Below are 19,401 nucleotides of genomic sequence, written 5' to 3'. Positions count from 1 at the left end.
GGCAGTTGTAGAGCCGAGCCCATGCTCGGCTGCTCCATGCGAACGGCAGCCGAGCATGGGCTCGGCTCTACAGGGGAACGGAACCTGGCCGGGCGAGGCCCCGGTGCCAAAGAAGCGGGGCTACGTCCACGCCGGGTCGGCGGTGAAATCGATGGTCAGCCAGAACGTGCCGCCACGGGCATCCAGGCGTACCGCGATCTCGTCGCGCATCGCATCGACCGCGCCCACCGAACCCAACGGCGTCGTCGGGTCAGCCAGCACATGGATCTCGATGAACCGCATGCGCCCCATCTTCGCCACATGGCTGGTGAATCCGGCATAGCCGTGCTCGGCCACGAACGCCTGCATCACCTGCTGCACGCGCCGGTCCAGATCGTCCGGGGCCACCTGCAGCACCTCGCGCATGGCTTTCCAGGCGCTGCGCGCCGGCACCGGCAGCACCGCCAGGCTGATCAATGCCAGCACGATCGAATCAAGGTAAGGCACCCAGTGGTGCCACTCGCCGCCGTGCAACGCCAGTGCCAGTACGAAGGCCAGCACCACCGCCAGGCTCATCAGCCCACCCAACAGCCAGCCACGCACGTCCAGCCACAACAACGCCGAGCGCAGGCGCCGCGCACGCTGCGCGACGAACGCGGCCATCGCCAGGTTGCTGGCACTCAGCAATGCTGCCCACCACAGCGCAGGCCCGAACTTCACTTCGTGCCCGCCCGTGGTCAAACCGATCACCGCGTTGGCCAGCGCATAGACGCAGGCCAACGACAGGATCACCCCACCGAGTGCCTCGACCATCGGCTCCAGGTGCCAGTAGCCGTACTGGAAGCGCGGGCTCTGTTCCCGCGCCACCAGTCGCAGCACCGACAATGACACCAGGGTCAGGGCAACGTCGACCAGGCTGTACACGCCGTCGAACAGGATGGCCTGCGATCCCACCAGCAGGCCACCGCTGAAGCCGACCGCGCTGACCGCGATGGTGACCCCGATCGAGAACTTCAGGATGCGTTGCTCGCGCGCGGTATCCATCGTTCGCCAAAGGGCCGACCGTCGCCGGTCAGGCCTTCAGCACCTCCACCTTGTACGATGTCACGTCGCCGTCCTGCTGGATGATCAGCCCGTGCACATCCGACTCGAAGCCCGGGAAGCGCGCGTTCTGCTCGCGGGCGATGCGCAGCGACTGGATGATCGGTTCGTCACTGTCGCCGAAACGCTCGCCCGGCATGATGGTGGGAATGCCCGGCGGGTACGGAACCAGCATGGTCGCCGCGACGCGGCCACTGAGCTGCTCGATGTCGACCCGCTCGATCTCGCCCTTGACGAGGTGGTTGTAGGCATCGGCCGGGGTCATCACCGGCGTCGGCAGGTCCACGTACATCTCGCGCATCACCTTGGCCACCGAGAACTCCTGGTTGAACGCATGCAGCGCATCGCACAGGTCACGCAGGCCCCAACCAGCGTAGGCGTTCGGATAGTCGGCCGCCAGCGACGGCAGTGCCTGGCTGAGCGGCGCGTTGCGGTCGTACAGTTCCTTGAATGCCATCAGTTCGGTGACCAGCGTGCTCCACTTGCCCTTGGTGATACCCATCGAGAACAGGAACAGCACCGAGTACAGGTTGGTCTTCTCCACAGTGATGCCGCGGCCCCACAGGAACTTGCTCAGCACCGCCGCCGGAATGCCCAGCTTGCCCATGCTGCCGTCCATCGCCAGGCCCGGGGTCAGCAGGGTCACCTTGATCGGGTCGATCAGCACATAGTCGTCGACCAGGTTCTCGAAACCATGCCAGTGCGCATCCGGCTGCAGGTACCACTCCTCGCGCTTGGCCACCAGCGGTGCCGGCGTATCGCCCTTGTCCAGGCTGCGTTCGACCTTGGTGGGCTGCCACACGCTGAACCACCAGTCATCGCGGCCAAGGTCGTCACGCACGTGCAGCATCGCGCGACGGAACGCGATCGCCTCGTCATGCATTTCCTGCACCAGCGAACGGCCGGCGTCGCCTTCCATCATCTTCGACGCCACATCACAGGCCGCGATCACCCCGTAATGCGGGCTGGTCGAGGTGTGCATCATGAACGACTCGTTGAAGCGCTCGGCATCCAAGTCGCGCTGCGCCGAATTGCGCACGTGGATCATCGACGCCTGCGAGAACGCGGCCAGCAGCTTGTGCGTGGAATGCGTGGTGAAGATGATCGCATCCTGCTCGCGCGGCTTGCCCTTGGCCATGCCGTAGTGGTTCTCGTAGAACGGATGGAACGCGGCATAGGCGTACCAGGCTTCATCGAAGTGCAGGAAGTCGACCGCGCTGCCGATCTCGTCGGCGATCTTCTCGGCGTTGTAGCACAGGCCGTCATAGGTCGAGTTGGTGACCACCGCGATGCGCGGCTTGGAGCCAGCCTGGTAGGCCTTGCTGGCCAGCGGGTTGGCGGCGATGCGCTGCTGCAGCGATTCCGGCGTGAACTGGTCCAGGCTGATCGGGCCGATGATGCCGTGCGCGTTGCGGCTGGGGGTGAAGTACACCGGCACCGCGCCGGTCATGATCAGCGCGTGCAGCAGCGACTTGTGGCAGTTGCGGTCGACGAACACCACGTCGCCGCGGGCCACCGTGCCGTGCCAGACGATCTTGTTGGCGGTGGAGGTGCCGTTGGTCACGAAGAAGGTATGGTCGGCACCGAAGTTGCGTGCCGCTTCGTTCTCGGCGTCCTTGATCGGGCCGGTGTGGTCGAGCAGCGAGCCCAGCTCCGGCACCGAGATCGACAGGTCGCTGCGCAGGGTGTTCTCACCGTAGAACTGGTGGAATGCACGACCGACCGGCGACTTGGTGAACGCCACGCCGCCGGCATGGCCCGGCGTGTGCCAGGAATAGTTCGACTCGGCCGCATGGTGGATCAGCGCCTTGAAGAACGGCGGCAGCAGGTTCTTCATGTAGTCTTCGGCCGCGCGCATCACCTGCCGCGAGATGAAGCTCTTGGTGTCTTCGAACAGGAAAATGAAGCCGTGGATGTACTTGAGCAGCTTGCTCGGCACCTTCTCGATGGTGCGGCGCTCGCCGTACAGGAACACCGGCAGGTTGGCGCGGCGCGCGCTCTGCTCGCGCAGGAACGCAGTCAGGCGCTGGAACTCGCCATCCACTTCCTCGCTGCCGTCGATCGAGATCAGCACCGCCGACGCCGCCACGTAGGTTCGGGCACCGGCACGGGCATCGTCCAGGTTCAGGCCACACAGCACCCGCTGGTCATTGCTGCGCAGCTCTTCAACCAGGGCACGGATCAGGATGCCGCCGATGCGCGGCGACTCGTAGTCGTTGTCGATGACAATGACCGGATAGTCCAGGGACTTGAAGTACACGTTGATTCTCCTTGTCTAACTCAGGAACGCTGGGCGCCGGCACTGATCGCCGAAGCCTCGCGGGCGCGCTGCCGCTGCTGGCGGCGCTCCTCGCTGAAGAAGGGATAGAACACGGTGATGAACAGCACGAACAGGAACGCGTACTGCACGATGGTTCCCGACGAGCCGTAGATCGCCCACAGGCAGTACACGACGGTCAGGCTGGTCAGCGTCCAGAACGCGCCGGTATGGATGATCGTGTGCGAGCGTTCGACCACGAAGTAGCAGGCCACGCACGAGTAGATGTAGGGCAGCAGGGTCAGCACCACCGCCGCCGAGGTGATCACGTCGAACTGGGCAGACGCGGTTTCCGAAGTGGAGGTGACCAGCACCGCCAGGGTCATCAGCACGGCCACGATCAGCACGCCCTTGACCGGCACGTCGTCCTTGTTGGTCTTGCTGAAAATGCTCGGGAACAGGCCGTCATCGGAGGCGGCCTTGGCGCTCTGTGCGGTCAGCAGGATCCAGCCGCCGAGCGAGCCTGCCGCACCGATGAAGGCACACAGGCTGACCAGCGCACCGCCCCAACCGCCCACCGCCTTGGCCGCAGCCAGCGCAAACGGGGCATCGGAGGTCTGCAGCTCGCCATTGGGCACCATGCCCATGATCACCGAGGAACTGGCGATGTAGGCGATCGCGGCCAGGAACACGCCGGCCAGCGTGGCACGGGCCACGTTCTTTTCCGGGTTCTCGACCACGCCCGCAGTCACCGACGCCGATTCAACGCCGATGAACGCCCACAGGGTCAGTGCCGCAGCGCTGGAGATCGCGCCGAAGTTCGACTCGCCGGACACGTTGTAGGCGCCCTTGAAGATATCGGCATCGAAGAAGAACCAGCCGAAGATGGCGATGCCCAGGATCGGGACCAGCGCAAAGCTGGTGGTGACCGTCTGCACGCGGCTGACGAAGGCCGGGCCGATCACATTGGCGAAGCTCAGCGCCCACACCAGGATCAGCACCGCGATGCAGCGCACCAGCGGCTCGGACAGGATCGGGAAAAAGTAGCTGAAGTAGCCGACCGCCGCGATCGGGATGGCGACGTTGCCGATCCAGTTGGCGAACCAGTAGATGGTGTTGGTCTGGAAGCCCATGTACGGGCCGAACCAGTCACGCGCGTATGCGTACGGACCGCCCGCCTTCGGTGCCAGCTTGCCCAGCTTGGCGAACACGAAGGCCAGCAGCAGCGCGCCCGCGGTGGTGATCAGCCAGCCCCAGATCGAGGCGGTACCGATCTTGGCCAGGCTGGAGGGCAGCAGGAACACGCCTGAGCCCATCATGTTGCCGGCGACGAGGAAGGTGGCTCCGACCACCCCGATTTTCTTTGCTTCTGCCATGACAATCTCCTGTACTGGCATGAGCCCGGTGCGGCCGGGCGTGGGGACGGTTGCGCTGGCGTAACGCCGCTGGCGCTTACTTGATGAAGTTGTATTGCAGGCTGCCCTGCACCCGGACGGTGTCGCCGCGCGCGCCGCCCTGCTGTTCCAGGCGCCCGTACAGCAGCTCCATGCCCATGGTCCACGAGGGCGCCGGGCTCCAGATCAGGTTGAACACGCCGTAGCGGCTCTGCCGGAATGCGTCGGCGGCCAATGCGGGGTTACGCTCCAGGGTCAGCTGGCCGAAGATCAGGTTCGATCGCCACAGCCCGGACCAGTAATGGGTGTAGCCAACGAAGCCGCCGTGCAGGTCCAGCGCGTCGAGACGGCCATCGGCACCGACCACCGCGTCCAGCCCGGAGCCGGTCAGGTCGGCGGTGTAGCGGCTGAGACCGCGGCCACCGAGTGCACCGAACAGCAGCAGGTCGCGCTCGCCCACCGATGCCGAGCCGCTCAGCTGCAGGCCGCCTGCCATGCGCCGGTCGCGCTCACCTTCGCCGTCATAGGCCAGGTTGCGCGCCACCGCGCCCAGCTGCAGGTGGCCCCAGTCACGCTCCATGCGTGCGGTCACGGTTACGTCCGGCAGACGGTTCACCGCAGCCCGCTCATCACTGGCACCGGCCAGTTCGGTCTTCGGGTCTTCAGCCGCCACGGTCAGGGTGTTGCCCTTGCCCATCGCGAAGCTGTGGTGGATGCCGGCCACCAGCAGATAGCCCGCGCCGCCGGGCCCGGCGAAATCCAGCGTGTCGGGCAGGCTGTCCGGGTCCATGAAGCTGGAATAGCCATAACCGGCATAGGTATTGCCGAGCTGGCCATAGGCATGACGCAGGCGGAACTCGTAGCCGTCGCTGCTGCCGAAGAAGTCGTTCTCCAGGTAGAAGCGCAGGTTGCCGTGCGTGGTCGGGCGCCGCGCCTCGAAGCTGAAGCGGGTCTGCTTGGCGTGGATGTTGAAGTTGGAGACATCGCGGTGGCTGCCGCCCACCGGCATCGACGAGGGAATGAACTGGTCCTCGTCGCCAGCCGCGCGCGAATCGGCGATGGCATCCAGCTTGGCGTAGCCACCGATGCGGATCACGGTATCGGTGCCCGGGATCGCAAAGAACCCCTTCAGGTCTGGATCGGTCGGACCAGCGGCGCTGTCCGGTCGCGATGCCGCGGTGGACGGATCAGCGACCGAATCGCGCTGCGGCAGTACCGGTTGCGCCACACCCGGCACCTGGGTGCGATGGATCACATCGGAAGGGGCAGCGGAGGCAATCGGCCCCGTTTCAGGCAAGGCTGTTGCCTGCGCAGGCACAGCATCGCGCTGCTCCAGCCGGTCCAGCCGTTGCTGCATGCCTTCCAGCGCCTGGCGCATTGCGGCGATCTCACGCCGCAATGCCTGCGCATCCCCCGCATCACCCTGTTGGGCGTACGCCGGCGTGATCGCCAGTGCCCCCAGACACGCCAGACTCAGTACTGCCAAACGCATTGCATCCTCCCCGGACGAACACTCGCATCACGGTTCCGGAGCGCACGCATGCGCCGCCCCGGCTTCGCGTTGCCGTTGCTGGAAATGCGGGTACTGCGTCGACGACATCGGCCAGCCTGCGCGCGGCAGGCAACAGGACGATGACACTGCCCTGCCTGCACCCATGTCGCTTCCATCAAGGCCGCGCTGCCAGAGAGGTGGCGACCGCAGCGGTCTGGGTAACAAGCAGGGAGTGAGAGTGTCGTGAATGGCTGTGCCGCACTGCCCGCATCAGGGCAGCCTTGGCGCGGCATCCATGGCGCGTTGACGCTGTATTCCATGCGTCAAAGGCTAATCCACCTGTCGTTTCTGGCCTTGATTGGAATCAAGGCGCGATGCTTGATCTCAGTCACGATTCAGACGTGACCTCGAACAGGTCATGCGCAAGCGGCTGTGTCCGCCTGGGGCACAGAACGCAACAGGCCCGCATGTCGCCATGCGGGCCTGTGGGCTACATCAACATGTCGGCACGGATCAACGCGGGCCGAGCACCGTCGTCAGGTCGTCGCCCTGCGGCAGTCCGGCGCGGCGCTGCACCTGGCCCTGTGAATCCTGGAACAGGATGCCTGGCGTGCCCTGGAAGCCCATCTCCAGCATCAGGACCTGGTTGGCATCAAGCTTGCCTGCGATCTCGCGGCTGATGTTCGGCAGCGCCTTGATGCCGCCACGGTCGAACTGGTGTTCGTTCTCCAGCAGCGCCGCGCTCGGATCACGCGCGGCGAGGATGGCGGCGGCCTTGGCCGGGCTGTCCTCGCGGATCACACCCACCATGATGTGACGCAGCTGCACCTTGCCGGCATCGACCCACGGCCGCGCTGCTTCCCAGAATTTGTGGCAGTAGGGGCAGTTGGCATCGCTGAAGGTATAGATCACGCGCGGCGCGTCGGCCTTGCCGTCACGCACCCATGCGCTGGCTTCGAGCTTGGTCCACATCTTGGCCGACATCGGTGTGGCGACCAGCTTTTCGACCGCTTCGGCAGCCACATCATTGCCTTCGGCATCGAACAGGCTGCCCACCAGCACGTGCTTGCCATCGGCAGTGACATAGGCCGCTGCAGGCTGTTGACCACCCACCACACCCGCAAAACCACGCAGGCCACCCGGCGCATCGAACTCGGCAACGACCTCGAAGCCGTGCTTTTCGATGCCCTTCAGCACTGCAGGACGGTCGCCTTTGGCGGCAGAGGCAGGGGCACTCGTCGCCGGTGCCGCGGCGGCCTTGCCCGGCGGCGTCTGTGCCTGGCTGCAGGCGGCCAATGCCAGCATGACCGGCAGCAACAGCACCGCCGGGGCGGTGCGCAGGGAAGTCGACAACATGGGAACTCCGTAGTGAGATGCCCGCGCAGGCTACCGCAGCCGGCGCAGTTTGTGTTCAAGACCGGCCGCGGTCAGCTCGCCCAGGTGCAATTCACGCAGGCGCCCATCGGCATCGAAGAAAAGTGTCGAAGGATAAGCCTGCACACCCAGCACTGTTGAAGCAGCCGCTTCATCATCCAGCAGCACATTGCCCAGCATCAGTCGCTCACCGGCAAGAAAGACCTGGACTTCATCCAGGGTTTCGCCCTGATTGAGGAATACGAACTGCACGTTGCCATGTGCCTGCTGTGCCGCTGCGAGCACCGGCATCTCCCGTCGGCAGGGGCCGCACCATGTGGCCCACAGGTTCAGCACCACCGGCCTGCCCCGGAACTGCTGCAGATCAACCGTTCCGCCCTGCAGGTCCGCGAACTGCAGCGTCGGCAATGGCATCTGCCGCTCCTGCCAGGCCGACAGCAGCTGACCACCAGCGGCCCAGAGCAGCACACCCACCAGTGCGCTTGTCAGTACCGGTGCACGCAACTGACGCCACGGCCGCAGACGCCATGATCCCCACGCCAGCCCGGCCACCAGCACCACCGTCAGGTGATAGCCACCATCGGTGACCTGCAGAATACTCCAGGGTTCCGATCGATAGAGCGCAAAATTCAGCACCACAAAACTGATACGACCACACAGCAGGCCGATCAGCAGCATGTCCAGCACCATGCTTGCTGCCGACGGCAGCGGCATTCCTGCTGCCCTGCGCGGCCAAAGACGGGCAACGATCATGGCCAGCAACGTGCACATGAGGATCAACACCACCGGCATCGGTACCGGTCCAACACTCGACATCAGCCCACCTGTTCAAGTTGCACTTGCCTGCATGGTCAAAGCGTCGCGCCCAGGTTGCAAGCGCTCGCCCGCCGCCTGTCATCAGGCCGCACTCCGCCCCAACTGCATGCCGGGGGGCGTCTGCAGGCCACGCAGGCTTCCGGCCACCGACGGCATCAACGGCCGCTCCCGCCGCTTGCAGTTGACGTGGCGACGATAGTTGGCCGGTGTCATGCCCACGATGCGGAGGAACAGACGCCGGAACGCGCTCTGATCAGCGTAGCCCACACCCCAGGCCACCTCTTCGATGCCTGCGCCCTGCTGCAGCAGGGTCTGCGCCTTGGCAATGCGCAGCCGTTGGCAGTACTCGATCGGCCGCAGACCGGTCGCCCGGAGGAAGCGCCGCTGCAAGGTTCGCGGTTCCAATCCGGAAACTTCGCAGATTGCGGCCAGCGTGGCTCCTCGTGCCGCAGTGGTATGCAGCCAGCGCTGGGCCTTCAGTACGTCGCGGTCACCGTGGGCGAAGTTGGCACTGAACCGCTCAAGATCCTGCTGGATCCCCGCGGGCACGACGATCCCGAGCTGTTGCGCGACCGCGCTCGCCACGCCTTGCCCGTGCAGCCGGTACAGCAGACGCAGGCCGAGGAACCGCCAGGCCTGCGATCCGCCGACCGTCAGCAGATCACCGTCGTCGACCAGCGCCCGCTCACTGGGGACCCAGCTCACCGCCTGCGCCTGCAACCCTGGATGTCGCCCCAGATCGGGGCCGCTGACCGTTCTTCCAGCCAGCAGTCCCGCACGGGCCAGCACGCCGACCCCATCGCTGGCGGCAGCCAGCAGGCTGCCACCGTCATAGTGGGCCCGCAACCAGTCCAGCAGGACCTCCTCGGCGCGCAGGCAGGCTCCAGGGCTGATCTGGCCGGGAACCGCGATTACCGCAGGAATGGCGGCGTCAAGCATTTCAGCACCCGCGATGCGATGTACACCGGTCTGGCTGGCGGGCACGATCCAGCGGGTGACAAGCACACGCTTGAACGGTCGGCGCTGCTGCTGGGCCAGGCGGTTTGCGACGTGGGCCATTTCGGCCAGCACCGAGGCGGCGGAGGGGTCCCCTCCCGGGTATTCGACCACCGCAACCTCGACGAATGCTTCGTTCCTGACTCCCTCCACAGACCACCTCCTCGGTTCGTTGCAGGCCATCGAACGGCCGGTTCAGGCGAAGGGTAGGAACAGGCCCATCTGCGGGGCTATGAAGAAAGTTGCAAAGTGGGCTGAATGCGCGCGCCGGGCTCAAGCCTTGACTCTAGACCAGACTCCAGGCTTCACAATGATCGGCAGGATCCGCTGGAAAACTGCCATGAACATTGGACAACTGGCCCGCCAGGCGGGCGTGCCGATCGATACGGTCCGCTATTACGAGCGGCAGCAGCTGCTGCCGACAGCGGCGCGCTCGGCTGGCGGCTACCGCATCTTCGGCGAGCCGGACCTGCGCCGGTTGCGCTTCATCCGCCGCGCCAAAGCGCTGGGCTTCTGCCTCGAGGAAATCGGCGAACTGCTGGCGCTCAGCGATCACCACCGGCAGGACATGGGAAGCGTGCGCGACACCGCCCAGGCCCGCCTGCAGGACATTTCACAACGGATGGCCGAACTGCAGCGCATGCATACCGCGCTTTCGCAGCTGGTCGATGCATGCCCCGGTCACGGCACGCTCGACCAATGCCCGATCCTGGCGGCGCTGACCGACGACAACGCATAGACATCCCTGGCGCAGATCGACATTGCAACGCACGTGAAGAAAAGTGCAACAAATGCTTGCCAACCCCCTGGGGCAAGGCTATTATTTCGCTCCTCAGCGACGTGGGGCCATAGCTCAGCTGGGAGAGCGCCTGCATGGCATGCAGGAGGTCAGCGGTTCGATCCCGCTTGGCTCCACCAATCTTTCGGCATTAGGCCGTCGAAAGGTCGCTACAGAACATTGATGAGAATTGCGTCCCCATCGTCTAGAGGCCTAGGACATCACCCTTTCACGGTGGCGACCGGGGTTCGAATCCCCGTGGGGACGCCACTCATCACGAACAACGAGGACCCGGCCGATAACCGGGTCTTTTTTGTTCACCGCCTACCGGCATTCAGGTTGTGGCGTTGCGGTTCCCCTGCCCTCGTGGCTACGGTTGAACCGGAACGAAAAAAGTTCAAAAAAAGCTTCCACAAACGTGAACACGCAGGTATGATAGGCGGCTCGGTAACACGGGGCCATAGCTCAGCTGGGAGAGCGCCTGCATGGCATGCAGGAGGTCAGCGGTTCGATCCCGCTTGGCTCCACCACTTTCGACATTAGGCCGTCGAAAGTTCTACAACTTGAAGTTTTTCGTGCGTCCCCATCGTCTAGAGGCCTAGGACATCACCCTTTCACGGTGGCGACCGGGGTTCGAATCCCCGTGGGGACGCCAGTTTCAAAACGGACTCTGCTCCCGGCAGATCATCCGGAGTTTAATGGGGCCATAGCTCAGCTGGGAGAGCGCCTGCATGGCATGCAGGAGGTCAGCGGTTCGATCCCGCTTGGCTCCACCACTTCGACATTAGGCCGTCGAAGCATCTACAACTTGAAGTTTTCGTGCGTCCCCATCGTCTAGAGGCCTAGGACATCACCCTTTCACGGTGGCGACCGGGGTTCGAATCCCCGTGGGGACGCCAATTCTTGAAAACCCCGGTTTAGGCCGGGGTTTTTCTTTGCCTGCGATTTATGGGAAGGCGCCATCCACGCATGGCGTGGATCTACCCGGGCGCTGCAGTAGATCCACGCCGTGCGTGGATGGCCTCACCGCCATCACTCCTCAGAACCGGCGATACATCCCGATCGACGCCGGCGCTGTCGGCGCGAAACCAAACTGAGCGTACAACCGATGCGCTTCACCATCGGCGAGCAGGCTGACGTACGCCGACGGCGGCAGGTTCGCCTGCATCCAGCCATCCAGGCGGCGCATCACCTCCTTGCCCAGCCCCTGTCCCTGCAGCCGTGGCAGCACGGCGATATCGCAGACCTGCAGGTGGCAACCGCCATCACCCACGATGCGGCCCATCGCTACCAGCTCATTGCCCTGGTAGGCACACACGCCATACAGGGTGTTGGGCAGTGCGCGCGTCGCCGCCTCCTGGCTCTTGGCACTGAGGCCGGCCAGCACACGCAGCCGGCAGTAGTCTTCAACCGTGGGGACTGCCTCACGGAACTGGCAGCTGACGGAATCATTCATGCGGTATCTCCCTGTAGGTCGGGCTATCCTGCCGCATCCACGTCGCAGCGACTGCGACCCAGGCCTGCAGAGTTCCCATGTGCTATTCCGCCCTGATCCGTGCCGACTACGCCACGCTGGTCCGCGAGTTCGGTGCCATCCTGTCGCTGGAGGAGTTCGCCGAACTGTACGCGCACGACCCCGGCAAGAAGCGACCGAAAACCCCCAAGGCCATGGACGACGGTTTTGCCGGCGCGCGCACCCAGCAGGGCCGTGACATCGTAGCGAAGATCCAGCAATGGCATGCGCAGGAGCGCCAGGACCTGGAGGCGGAGCTGGCCCGCCAACGCGAGCGCCGCGATATCGCTCACGCAACGCTGGCCACCCGCCCCACCCAGAAGGCACGCAACGACCTGCGCGTGGCCGGCAACCGCATTGAGCGCGCCCAGGCCCGGCTCGAAGACCTGCACCGGGTACAACTACTGCCGCGCGACAACCGCATTTTCCCCGGTACCTACGCGCCGGTGATGGTCACAGAGAACGGCCAGCGCGTGATCAAGCCGATGCGCTACCAGTGCCGGCTGCCTGACAAACCTGCACGCAACGACGCGCTCTACCCCGGCACCTACAACGCACGACGTGACAGCCTGGAAGGCTACTGGCGCGGTGCGTTCGGCCTTCGCCACGGCGTGGTGGTGGTGCGGGCGTTCTATGAGCACGTGCCACGCCACGCCATCACAGGGCGCGCGCTTGGCGCCGCGGAAAAGGAACAGGATGTGGTGCTGGAGTTCCGCCCCGACCCGCCCCGCGACCTGCTTCTGGCCTGCCTTTGGGCGGAATGGGAGGGACCGGAAGGACGCCTGCTCTCGTTCGCCACGATCACCGATACCCCGCCACGCGACGTCGCCGCGGCCGGTCACGATCGCGGCGTGATACCGATCCGCAGGGAGCATCTCGATGCGTGGCTCAATCCCGATCCGGACAACCTGGCCGGGCAGTACCGCATCCTCGACGACCGCGAGGACATCCGCTACGTGTACGAGGAGGCCGGCTGAAGCGCCATTCTCACGCCGTTGCGCTGGAACGGCCCACCGCACGGGTCAGCGCCCGGGTCAGATCCGCCGACAGATACGGCTTGACCAGCAGTATTCCGGCCAGCATCGACTCGGGCAGCTGCTCAGCCAGCATTCCGGTGGCGAGCACGAACGGTACGCCACGCGCCGACAATGCTGCCGCCACTGGCTCGCTGGTCTCGTTGCGGGCCAGGCGATAGTCCAGCAGGGCCACATCCGGGGCCGAGTCTTCCAGCATGCGCAATGCTTCAGCCACGCTCGCCGCCAACCCGACCACGGTCGCGCCGGCATGCACCAGCTGCATCTGCAGCAGGGCCGCACTCATCTCGTCGTTCTCGACCACCAGCACCCTCAGGTCCTGCAACACTGTCATCGGCTATGGCTCCTGGAGGCATTCAAGCCGGCGCAGTATAGCCATCACAGAGCCGATGCCGACAGGAAACGCCTCGATCTGCCTTGCCCCTATGAAAGCCCTGCCCTCCTCGGTTACACTCACACGCTGCCTGCCGGTGTGGCGGAATGGTATACGCAGCTGACTCAAAATCAGCCGGGGGTAACCCCATGAAGGTTCGAGTCCTTTCACCGGCACCACAGCATCAAAGGCCAGGTCCATGACCTGGCCTTTTGCTTTTCCAGGCGACGTATGCCCATTTGGCCGCCCCGGTGTCACTGCGCTGACGCATAACTGCGACCGCTGGCAGCATTGCTTCTAGACGCAGTGCACACTTTTCTTGCCAGCCTCACGTACATCTGCCTATCGTGATCCCGCCGGATCCGGGGGCGGGGGAATGCATGACGCTGCGTGCTGCACTGTTTTTTCTGGTCACGCACGCACTCGTCATCGCCTTGGTCGGCCCGCAGGACCCTGTCGGCTCCTACCTGTTGCTGATCACCGCCCCCCTGCTGGCCGCACTGGCCTGCGTGCGGCGCGCACGTGTCAGCCAGGCGGCCTGCAAGTGGCGGCTGCTCGGCGCGGCCGTCGGCCTGTTCTCACTCGCCCTGCTGGCCCTGCTGTACCGCAATGTGGCCGGCCTCGCCCCTGCGCAGATGACCGTCTCCACACTGATCCTGTACGTGTTCTACCGGATCCCCCTGACCTACGTAGCTGCAAGCCCGGGCGGCGGAAATCGCTTCATCCGTGCGGTGGACCTTGCGATCATTGCCCTGCTTTGGCTGCTGTACTACCTGCATACGCGGGCCATGGCGCCTCTCAACACCGCGCTATGGACGCAGTGCCTGAACACGATGAGCAGCGTGCAGAACAGCCTGGTGTTCTGCTTCGCGCTGATCCGCTTCCTGGCCGAGGACAATCCCGACCGCCGCGATTTCTTCCGCACACTTGCGATCTACGCGCTGGGCTACTTCCTGCTGGCGCTCTACATCAACACCTGCCAGCCGCAGACACCTGACGGCAGCTGGGGCGACCTGCTGATCAGCGGGCTGTTCGTGCTGCTGGCCGTCCTGGCCGGCAGCCACCGCCGCTATCCGGCAGTGGAGATATCCCGCAGCCTGCGACGCATCGTCGATGCCGGCGTACCACTGATGCTGCCCTTGCTGCTGATGATGGTCGCGCTGCTGGTCGCGCGCCTGCAGCCGAGCCTGGCCGCGGTAGGTTTCATCGGTGCGATGCTGGGCTACGCCCTGCGCAGCGTGCTGAGCCAGATCGAGATCCAGCGCCAGCGCGACGAACTGGAAACGCTGGCACGGCGCGATCCACTGACAGGGCTGGGCAACCGGCGCAGCTTCGATGAGTCGCTGGATGGGGCCCACCGCCGCGCGCGGCGCCAGGGCCAGGGCCTGGCGGTACTGATGATCGACATCGACCACTTCAAACAGCTGAACGACACCTACGGGCACCCGGAAGGTGATCGGCGCCTGCGTGCCGTCGCCAGCATCCTCGACGGCTGCCTGCAGCGCGGTGACGACCTGCTGGCCCGCTATGGCGGCGAGGAGTTCATCGCAGCCCTGCCATCGCCCGAGGCGATGCACGCGCTGCATCTGGGAGAACGCCTGCGTGCTGCGGTCGAAAGCGCCGCACTGCCCGCTGCCGAGGGCCATGTGACCATCAGCGTGGGCGTGGCCTGGCAGCCCGCCAGCGATGAGTCCGCGCCGGCAGACCTGGTCGGCCGTGCCGACCAGGCCCTGTACCGGGCCAAGCATGCCGGGCGCAACCGTGTGCACCTTTCCTCGGCCATGCAGTCCTCCGACGAACCTGTCGGCCCGCCTGCCTAGACGACCCGCAGGGTTGCCCCGCCATGCAGATGCCCTGCACCATCCTGCACGCGGAAACCGGCCACGGTCTGCAGCAGCTGTGCCGATTGCTCCTCCATGCTGCGCGCCGCCGCCGACGCCTCCTCCACCAGGGCAGCGTTCTGCTGCGTGCCCTGGTCGATCAGGTCGACCGCATGGTTCATCTGCTGGATGTCGTCGCTCTGCTGCTGCGAGGCCGTGCTGATCTCGGTCATCAGATCGCTGACCCGGCGGACGTTGGTCACGATCTCGTCCATGGTGCGGCCCGCGCTTTCCACCTGGGCGGTGCCAGCCCCGACGTTGGCCACCGACTCATCGATCAGATGCTTGATCTCCTTGGCGGCACTGGCCGAGCGCTGGGACAGCTCGCGGATCTCGGTGGCGACCACGGCAAATCCTCGTCCATGTTCGCCTGCGCGTGCGGCTTCCACCGCTGCGTTCAACGCCAGGATATTGGTCTGGAAAGCGATGCCATCGATCACTCCGATGATATCGACGATGCGCCGCGAGGAGGCGTTGATCACCGCCATCGTCTCGACCACTTCATGCACCACGCTTCCGCCGCGCGCGGCGACATCGGCGGCACCGCCGGCCAGCTGGCTGGCCTGGCGCGCGTTGGTGGCGGTGCGCTGCACGGTCTCGGCCAACCCCTTCATCGACACCGCGGTTTCCTCCAGCGAGGCCGCCTGCTGCTCGGTGCGCTGCGACAGGTCGCTGTTGCCCTGCGCGATCTCGGTCGCCCCCACCGCGATGGTATCGGCGGCGAACTTGATCTGGCCGATGATCGCAGCCATCGCCTCGACCAGCGAATTGACGCCGTCGCACAGGTCGGCGATGGGCCCCTGCTTGTCGGCCATCGCCACGCGCCGGGTCAGATCACCCTGCTTCGCAGCGGCCACCACCTCGCGGGTCTGCGCCACGGCGCGCTGCATGGCCTGGTTTTCATGCACCTGTGCGGTGATGTCGGTGGCGTACTTGACGACCTTGAACGGCTTGCCGTTGAGGTCGAGGATGGGGTTGTAGGAGGCCTGGATCCAGACCTCGCGGTCGCCCTTGCCCAGCCGCCGGTATTGCCCGGCATCGTATTCGCCGCGCCCGAGCTTCTCCCAGAACCGGCGATATTCGTCACTGCTGCGATGGCCTGGTTCGACGAACAGCGAGTGGTGCTGTCCACGCACCTCATCGAGAACGTAGCCGGTGACCTCGAGGAAGTTCTCGTTCGCCGAGAGAATGCGCCCGTCCATGCTGAATTCGATCACTGCCTGCGATTTACCGATCGCCGCCAACTGCCCGGCCGAATCGGCCGCCTGCAGCTTCTGTGCAGTAATGTCGGTGGCGAACTTGACCACTTTGTACGGCCGCCCCTGGCGGTCCAGCACCGGGTTGTAGGAGGCCTGGATCCAGATCTCGCGCTGGCCTTTGCCGAAGCGTCGATATTGCCCTGCGTCATATTCGCCGCGCCCCAACCGCGCCCAGAAGTCACGGTACTCGGCGCTGCGCGCCTGCTCGGGATCGACGAACATGGAATGATGCTTGCCCTGGATGTCCTCCAGCCGGTAGCCCACTGCATGCAGGAAGTTGTCATTGGCCTGCAGGATAGTGCCATCGAGCGCGAACTCGATGACCGCCTGCACGCGATGCAGCGCCGCGACCTGCGCCTCGAGTTCGGCACGGTCGGTCGCTGCCGGCTCGTTGCTGGCGCGATGCTGCGGGGCCAGGGCGCCCAGCAGCGCGCGCCACGGCGACCAACGGGTATGCAGCTCGGCCGGCGCCTGCGCGCCCGCCGTGAAGCCTGGAATGAGCATTGTCTGATCCTCGGTGTCCGACAAAGGGTTGCGACCCGACGGGCAGGATGCCCGGCGGCAACTTCAGTTGCTAAGGACTACAGGTACCGGCAGGCACCTCTCGAGCGGCTGGCAAGAACGTCTGGTGCGGGTGCGATCGGCATCTGGGAGCGGCGGAACACACAGCGCGGGCCGCCCATCGGGGGCAGCCTGGGGTCCTGCAGCGGGCGACTGGAGCGGGATCCAGAGGGGATATCGGCGATGCGGTCGGCCGCTTTAGCGGGATTCCGCGACGTCCGTCGCAACTTCGTGCATTGCAGCAGGAAGGCGATAGATGATCGTCGTGTACTTCACGCCCTGCTCACGTGCTACAGGCTCTCCACCGAGGGACTCGGCAAGCGAACGGCTGGACCGGTTCTGCTCGGCCACCGGATAGCGGAACGCCGCGCATGACAGCCGCTGCGACGCCGAAGACCACACCGCCGCCACTGCTTCCCGCCCGTAGCCATGGCCATGCATTGCTTCGGCGATCCAGATACCCAGTTCGGGCTCTGCATCAACGGTGCGATGCAGGCCGGCCAGTCCCAGGAACACGCCATCCACGCGCCTGCGGATCACGAACGTGATGTCGGTCCCATCGGCAATGGCAGGCAGCCACGCCTGCCAGACGGCGGCAAATGCCTCCTTTGACGGAGGTGGCTCGAAGGCCATGTAGCGGGTAAGCCCGGGGGTGATGCCCGCAAATGCCTCGTCAGCGTCACCGGACGCAAATGGCCGGAGGCACAGCCGCGGACTGTCGATGCTCCAGTGATCGGATGTCATGTTCTGCATTGCCCGGGCAAGGAGTACAGCATCGCTCGGCAGATCGATGCAACTCAAGGCAAAAAGGTTTGCATGACCAACGGGAGGTTCCCTGCCGGGCGAAAATGGCGAGCATGCAGCGATCCGCAGGACGTTCGTTTACAAGGAGATCGTATGTTCGTTCGCTTGGCCAGCGTCCTCATCCTCGGCCTGTGCAGCACCGGCGCGCTTGCCGCCGATGCCACCTATCGGCCGGCCTTTCATCCCGACCAGCTGAAGGGGCCGCCCGCAGGCCGCCCCAACGAGGTGCTGGTGCTGGGCAGCCCGCATCTGTCCGGCCTGCCGAAGGCCTTCACACCGGACATTCTGCAGCCGTTGCTGGAGCCTCTGCTCGAGCGCCTGCAGGCATGGCAGCCCAATGCCATCGCCGTGGAGAACCTGTCCGGCCTGCAGTGCGACTTCATGCGCCGCAACCCCACCCGCTACGCTGACAGTGTCGAGACCTACTGCATCGACCCGGCACCGGCCCAGGCCGCGACCGGGCTGGACGTTCCCAGTGCCAATGCCGAGATGGAGCGCCTCCTCGCGCAATGGCCGAAAGCCCCGACGCCGGCCCAGCGCCGCCGCCTTGCGGCCGTGTTCCTGGCCGCAGGCGAGAACGGTTCGGCGGTGGTGCAATGGCTGCGCCTGCCCATCGACGAACGTCGCGCCGCCGACAGCCTGACGCCGGAGCTGGTGCAGTTCCTTGACAAGCGCATTGCCAGGCGCGACGAGGCCGGCATGATCGCCGGCGTCCTCGCTGCACGCCTGGGCCTGGAACGGCTGTGGTCGGTCGATGACCACACTGCCGACGCGCCCACTGCAAAGGACAAGGAGAAGGCCTATGGCGCGGCCCTGCAGGCGGCCTGGGACAACCCGGCAACCACGGCGCGGTTCGCCGCCGACGAACCGCTGCACGCCAATCTGGCCAAACCCGATGGAATGCTCGCGCTCTATCGCAACTACAACGCACCGGAAACGGCGATGACCGCCTACCACAGCGACTTCGGCGCGGCCCTGGTCGAGCCGTCACCCGAGGCCTTCGGGCGCAATTACCTCGGCTACTGGGAAACCCGCAACCTGCGCATGGTCGCCAACATGCGCGACGTGCTCGGCCAACACCCGGGCACCCGCATGCTCACCATTGTCGGTGCCTCGCACAAGGGCTACTACGAGGCCTACCTCAACCAGATGCACGATGTGCAGCTGGTCAGTGCGGACGCAGTATTGCGTTGACAGGATGGGTGCCGGCCACCTGCCGGCACTATCCTGCAGGGCCACATCCACAGGTGCCCGCATGCTCAAGGTCATCGCCGAAGACTTCATCCATCCCGACGCCGTGGACACCGTGCTTCCGCTGTACCGGGAACTGGTCGCGTGCACGCAGCGCGAGCCGCTCTGCCTTGGCTATGAACTGTTCGTGGACCAGAAGGATCCCGGGCATTTCGTCTTCATCGAGCAATGGCCCGACCGCGCCGCCCTGGACATCCACTGCGCCAGCGAGCATTTCCAGCGGTTGGTGCCGCAGATCAATGCCTTCCAGCGCGCGCCATGCCGGTTCCTGCTGATGGATGCTGCGCCTCTGTAGTGCCGGCATCAACGCAACCGTGATCCCGCCGACTGTGCCGCCACAGCACCAGGCTGGCCACCATCGTGCACGCCAGGGTCAGGGCCAGCAGCGCCAGCACGCTTCCCTGCAGCACCGGCAACATTGCCTGGGCCAGACGATCTTCACGCACCTCCTCCAGCCGCAGCCAGGCGGCCAGGGTCAGGCACCAACCGACCATGGCCGGGGCGAAGGTGCGCACCGTCATCGGGTTCCAGACATTCAT

Annotated in this window: 17 protein-coding genes and 7 tRNA genes; 12 read left to right on the top strand and 12 right to left on the bottom strand. The window is 65.3% G+C overall.

What is annotated here, in order from left to right; all coding sequences use genetic code 11:
* Positions 1 to 120 precede the first annotated feature (120 nt).
* From AASM09_RS09230 to AASM09_RS09200, 7 genes are all read right to left on the bottom strand, one after another.
* Positions 121 to 1,023 carry a cation diffusion facilitator family transporter gene (locus AASM09_RS09230; protein WP_049430542.1) on the bottom strand — a complete coding sequence of 301 codons (903 nt, stop codon included), beginning with the start codon at positions 1,021 to 1,023 and terminating at the stop codon, positions 121 to 123.
* A 28-nt stretch (positions 1,024 to 1,051) separates the two neighbouring features.
* A complete protein-coding gene (locus tag AASM09_RS09225) occupies positions 1,052 to 3,340 on the bottom strand; it encodes an Orn/Lys/Arg decarboxylase N-terminal domain-containing protein (protein ID WP_049430543.1) in 2,289 nt (762 codons plus the stop codon).
* 20 nt (positions 3,341 to 3,360) lie between these two features.
* Positions 3,361 to 4,713 (bottom strand): arginine/agmatine antiporter, encoded by a 1,353-nt coding sequence (adiC, locus tag AASM09_RS09220; RefSeq protein ID WP_049430545.1) that lies wholly within the window; start codon positions 4,711 to 4,713, stop codon positions 3,361 to 3,363.
* 76 nt (positions 4,714 to 4,789) lie between these two features.
* A complete protein-coding gene (locus tag AASM09_RS09215) occupies positions 4,790 to 6,223 on the bottom strand; it encodes a DcaP family trimeric outer membrane transporter (RefSeq protein ID WP_049430548.1) in 1,434 nt (477 codons plus the stop codon).
* Between the two features lie 513 nt (positions 6,224 to 6,736).
* Positions 6,737 to 7,579 (bottom strand): thiol:disulfide interchange protein DsbG, encoded by an 843-nt coding sequence (gene dsbG, locus AASM09_RS09210; RefSeq protein WP_049430550.1) that lies wholly within the window; start codon positions 7,577 to 7,579, stop codon positions 6,737 to 6,739.
* A gap of 30 nt (positions 7,580 to 7,609) precedes the next feature.
* Positions 7,610 to 8,413: a TlpA disulfide reductase family protein gene (locus AASM09_RS09205; protein ID WP_049430553.1), complete on the bottom strand. Its 804-nt coding sequence runs from the start codon at positions 8,411 to 8,413 to the stop codon at positions 7,610 to 7,612.
* 81 nt (positions 8,414 to 8,494) lie between these two features.
* On the bottom strand, positions 8,495 to 9,562 hold the full coding sequence (locus tag AASM09_RS09200) for a GlxA family transcriptional regulator (protein ID WP_100443815.1): 1,068 nt from the start codon (positions 9,560 to 9,562) through the stop codon (positions 8,495 to 8,497).
* A 187-nt stretch (positions 9,563 to 9,749) separates the two neighbouring features.
* On the opposite strand from AASM09_RS09200, the gene AASM09_RS09195 reads away from it, so the two are divergent.
* The 7 genes from AASM09_RS09195 to AASM09_RS09165 all read left to right on the top strand — a co-directional run bounded on the left by AASM09_RS09195 (position 9,750) and on the right by AASM09_RS09165 (position 11,086).
* Complete coding sequence (locus AASM09_RS09195; RefSeq protein ID WP_049430557.1) at positions 9,750 to 10,148, top strand: heavy metal-responsive transcriptional regulator; 399 nt, start codon at positions 9,750 to 9,752, stop codon at positions 10,146 to 10,148.
* Between the two features lie 103 nt (positions 10,149 to 10,251).
* Positions 10,252 to 10,327 (top strand) — tRNA-Ala (locus tag AASM09_RS09190).
* Positions 10,328 to 10,381: 54 nt separating this feature from the next.
* Positions 10,382 to 10,457 (top strand) — tRNA-Glu (locus AASM09_RS09185).
* Positions 10,458 to 10,641: 184 nt separating this feature from the next.
* Positions 10,642 to 10,717, top strand: a tRNA-Ala gene (locus AASM09_RS09180).
* A gap of 49 nt (positions 10,718 to 10,766) precedes the next feature.
* Positions 10,767 to 10,842: transfer RNA gene (locus AASM09_RS09175), tRNA-Glu, on the top strand.
* 45 nt (positions 10,843 to 10,887) lie between these two features.
* Positions 10,888 to 10,963: transfer RNA gene (locus AASM09_RS09170), tRNA-Ala, on the top strand.
* 47 nt (positions 10,964 to 11,010) lie between these two features.
* Positions 11,011 to 11,086: transfer RNA gene (locus AASM09_RS09165), tRNA-Glu, on the top strand.
* A gap of 140 nt (positions 11,087 to 11,226) precedes the next feature.
* Here AASM09_RS09165 and AASM09_RS09160 read toward each other — a convergent pair.
* A complete protein-coding gene (locus AASM09_RS09160; RefSeq protein WP_049427453.1) occupies positions 11,227 to 11,643 on the bottom strand; it encodes a GNAT family N-acetyltransferase in 417 nt (138 codons plus the stop codon).
* Positions 11,644 to 11,720: 77 nt separating this feature from the next.
* On the opposite strand from AASM09_RS09160, the gene AASM09_RS09155 reads away from it, so the two are divergent.
* The gene (locus tag AASM09_RS09155; protein ID WP_049427450.1) at positions 11,721 to 12,677 is read left to right on the top strand and encodes an SOS response-associated peptidase family protein; all 957 of its coding nucleotides are present in this window, start codon (positions 11,721 to 11,723) and stop codon (positions 12,675 to 12,677) included.
* A 10-nt stretch (positions 12,678 to 12,687) separates the two neighbouring features.
* Here AASM09_RS09155 and AASM09_RS09150 read toward each other — a convergent pair whose 3' ends face one another.
* Positions 12,688 to 13,068 (bottom strand): response regulator, encoded by a 381-nt coding sequence (locus AASM09_RS09150; protein WP_049427448.1) that lies wholly within the window; start codon positions 13,066 to 13,068, stop codon positions 12,688 to 12,690.
* 132 nt (positions 13,069 to 13,200) lie between these two features.
* Here AASM09_RS09150 and AASM09_RS09145 point away from each other — a divergent pair.
* Both AASM09_RS09145 and AASM09_RS09140 read left to right on the top strand, forming a co-directional pair.
* Positions 13,201 to 13,286, top strand: a tRNA-Leu gene (locus tag AASM09_RS09145).
* 201 nt (positions 13,287 to 13,487) lie between these two features.
* The gene (locus AASM09_RS09140; protein WP_049427447.1) at positions 13,488 to 14,927 is read left to right on the top strand and encodes a GGDEF domain-containing protein; all 1,440 of its coding nucleotides are present in this window, start codon (positions 13,488 to 13,490) and stop codon (positions 14,925 to 14,927) included.
* On the opposite strand, the gene AASM09_RS09135 is transcribed toward AASM09_RS09140, so the two are convergent.
* On the bottom strand, positions 14,924 to 16,750 hold the full coding sequence (locus tag AASM09_RS09135) for a methyl-accepting chemotaxis protein (protein WP_100443814.1): 1,827 nt from the start codon (positions 16,748 to 16,750) through the stop codon (positions 14,924 to 14,926). The two genes, AASM09_RS09140 and AASM09_RS09135, sit on opposite strands and share 4 nt — an antisense overlap.
* Positions 16,751 to 17,005: 255 nt before the next feature.
* On the bottom strand, positions 17,006 to 17,608 hold the full coding sequence (locus tag AASM09_RS09130; protein ID WP_238378688.1) for a GNAT family N-acetyltransferase: 603 nt from the start codon (positions 17,606 to 17,608) through the stop codon (positions 17,006 to 17,008).
* A gap of 96 nt (positions 17,609 to 17,704) precedes the next feature.
* Between AASM09_RS09130 and AASM09_RS09125 the strand changes: the two genes are divergently transcribed.
* A complete protein-coding gene (locus tag AASM09_RS09125; RefSeq protein WP_049427234.1) occupies positions 17,705 to 18,805 on the top strand; it encodes a DUF5694 domain-containing protein in 1,101 nt (366 codons plus the stop codon).
* Positions 18,806 to 18,866: 61 nt separating this feature from the next.
* On the top strand, positions 18,867 to 19,157 hold the full coding sequence (locus tag AASM09_RS09120; protein ID WP_005410081.1) for a putative quinol monooxygenase: 291 nt from the start codon (positions 18,867 to 18,869) through the stop codon (positions 19,155 to 19,157).
* Here AASM09_RS09120 and AASM09_RS09115 read toward each other — a convergent pair.
* Positions 19,099 to 19,383 carry a hypothetical protein gene (locus AASM09_RS09115; protein WP_238380338.1) on the bottom strand — a complete coding sequence of 95 codons (285 nt, stop codon included), beginning with the start codon at positions 19,381 to 19,383 and terminating at the stop codon, positions 19,099 to 19,101. The genes AASM09_RS09120 and AASM09_RS09115 overlap by 59 nt on opposite strands.
* Positions 19,384 to 19,401 lie beyond the last annotated feature (18 nt).

The sequence above is a fragment of the Stenotrophomonas maltophilia genome (genome assembly GCF_039555535.1).
Taxonomy (GTDB): Bacteria; Pseudomonadota; Gammaproteobacteria; order Xanthomonadales; family Xanthomonadaceae; genus Stenotrophomonas; species Stenotrophomonas maltophilia_Q.
This window is presented reverse-complemented; position numbering and strand designations above follow the sequence as displayed.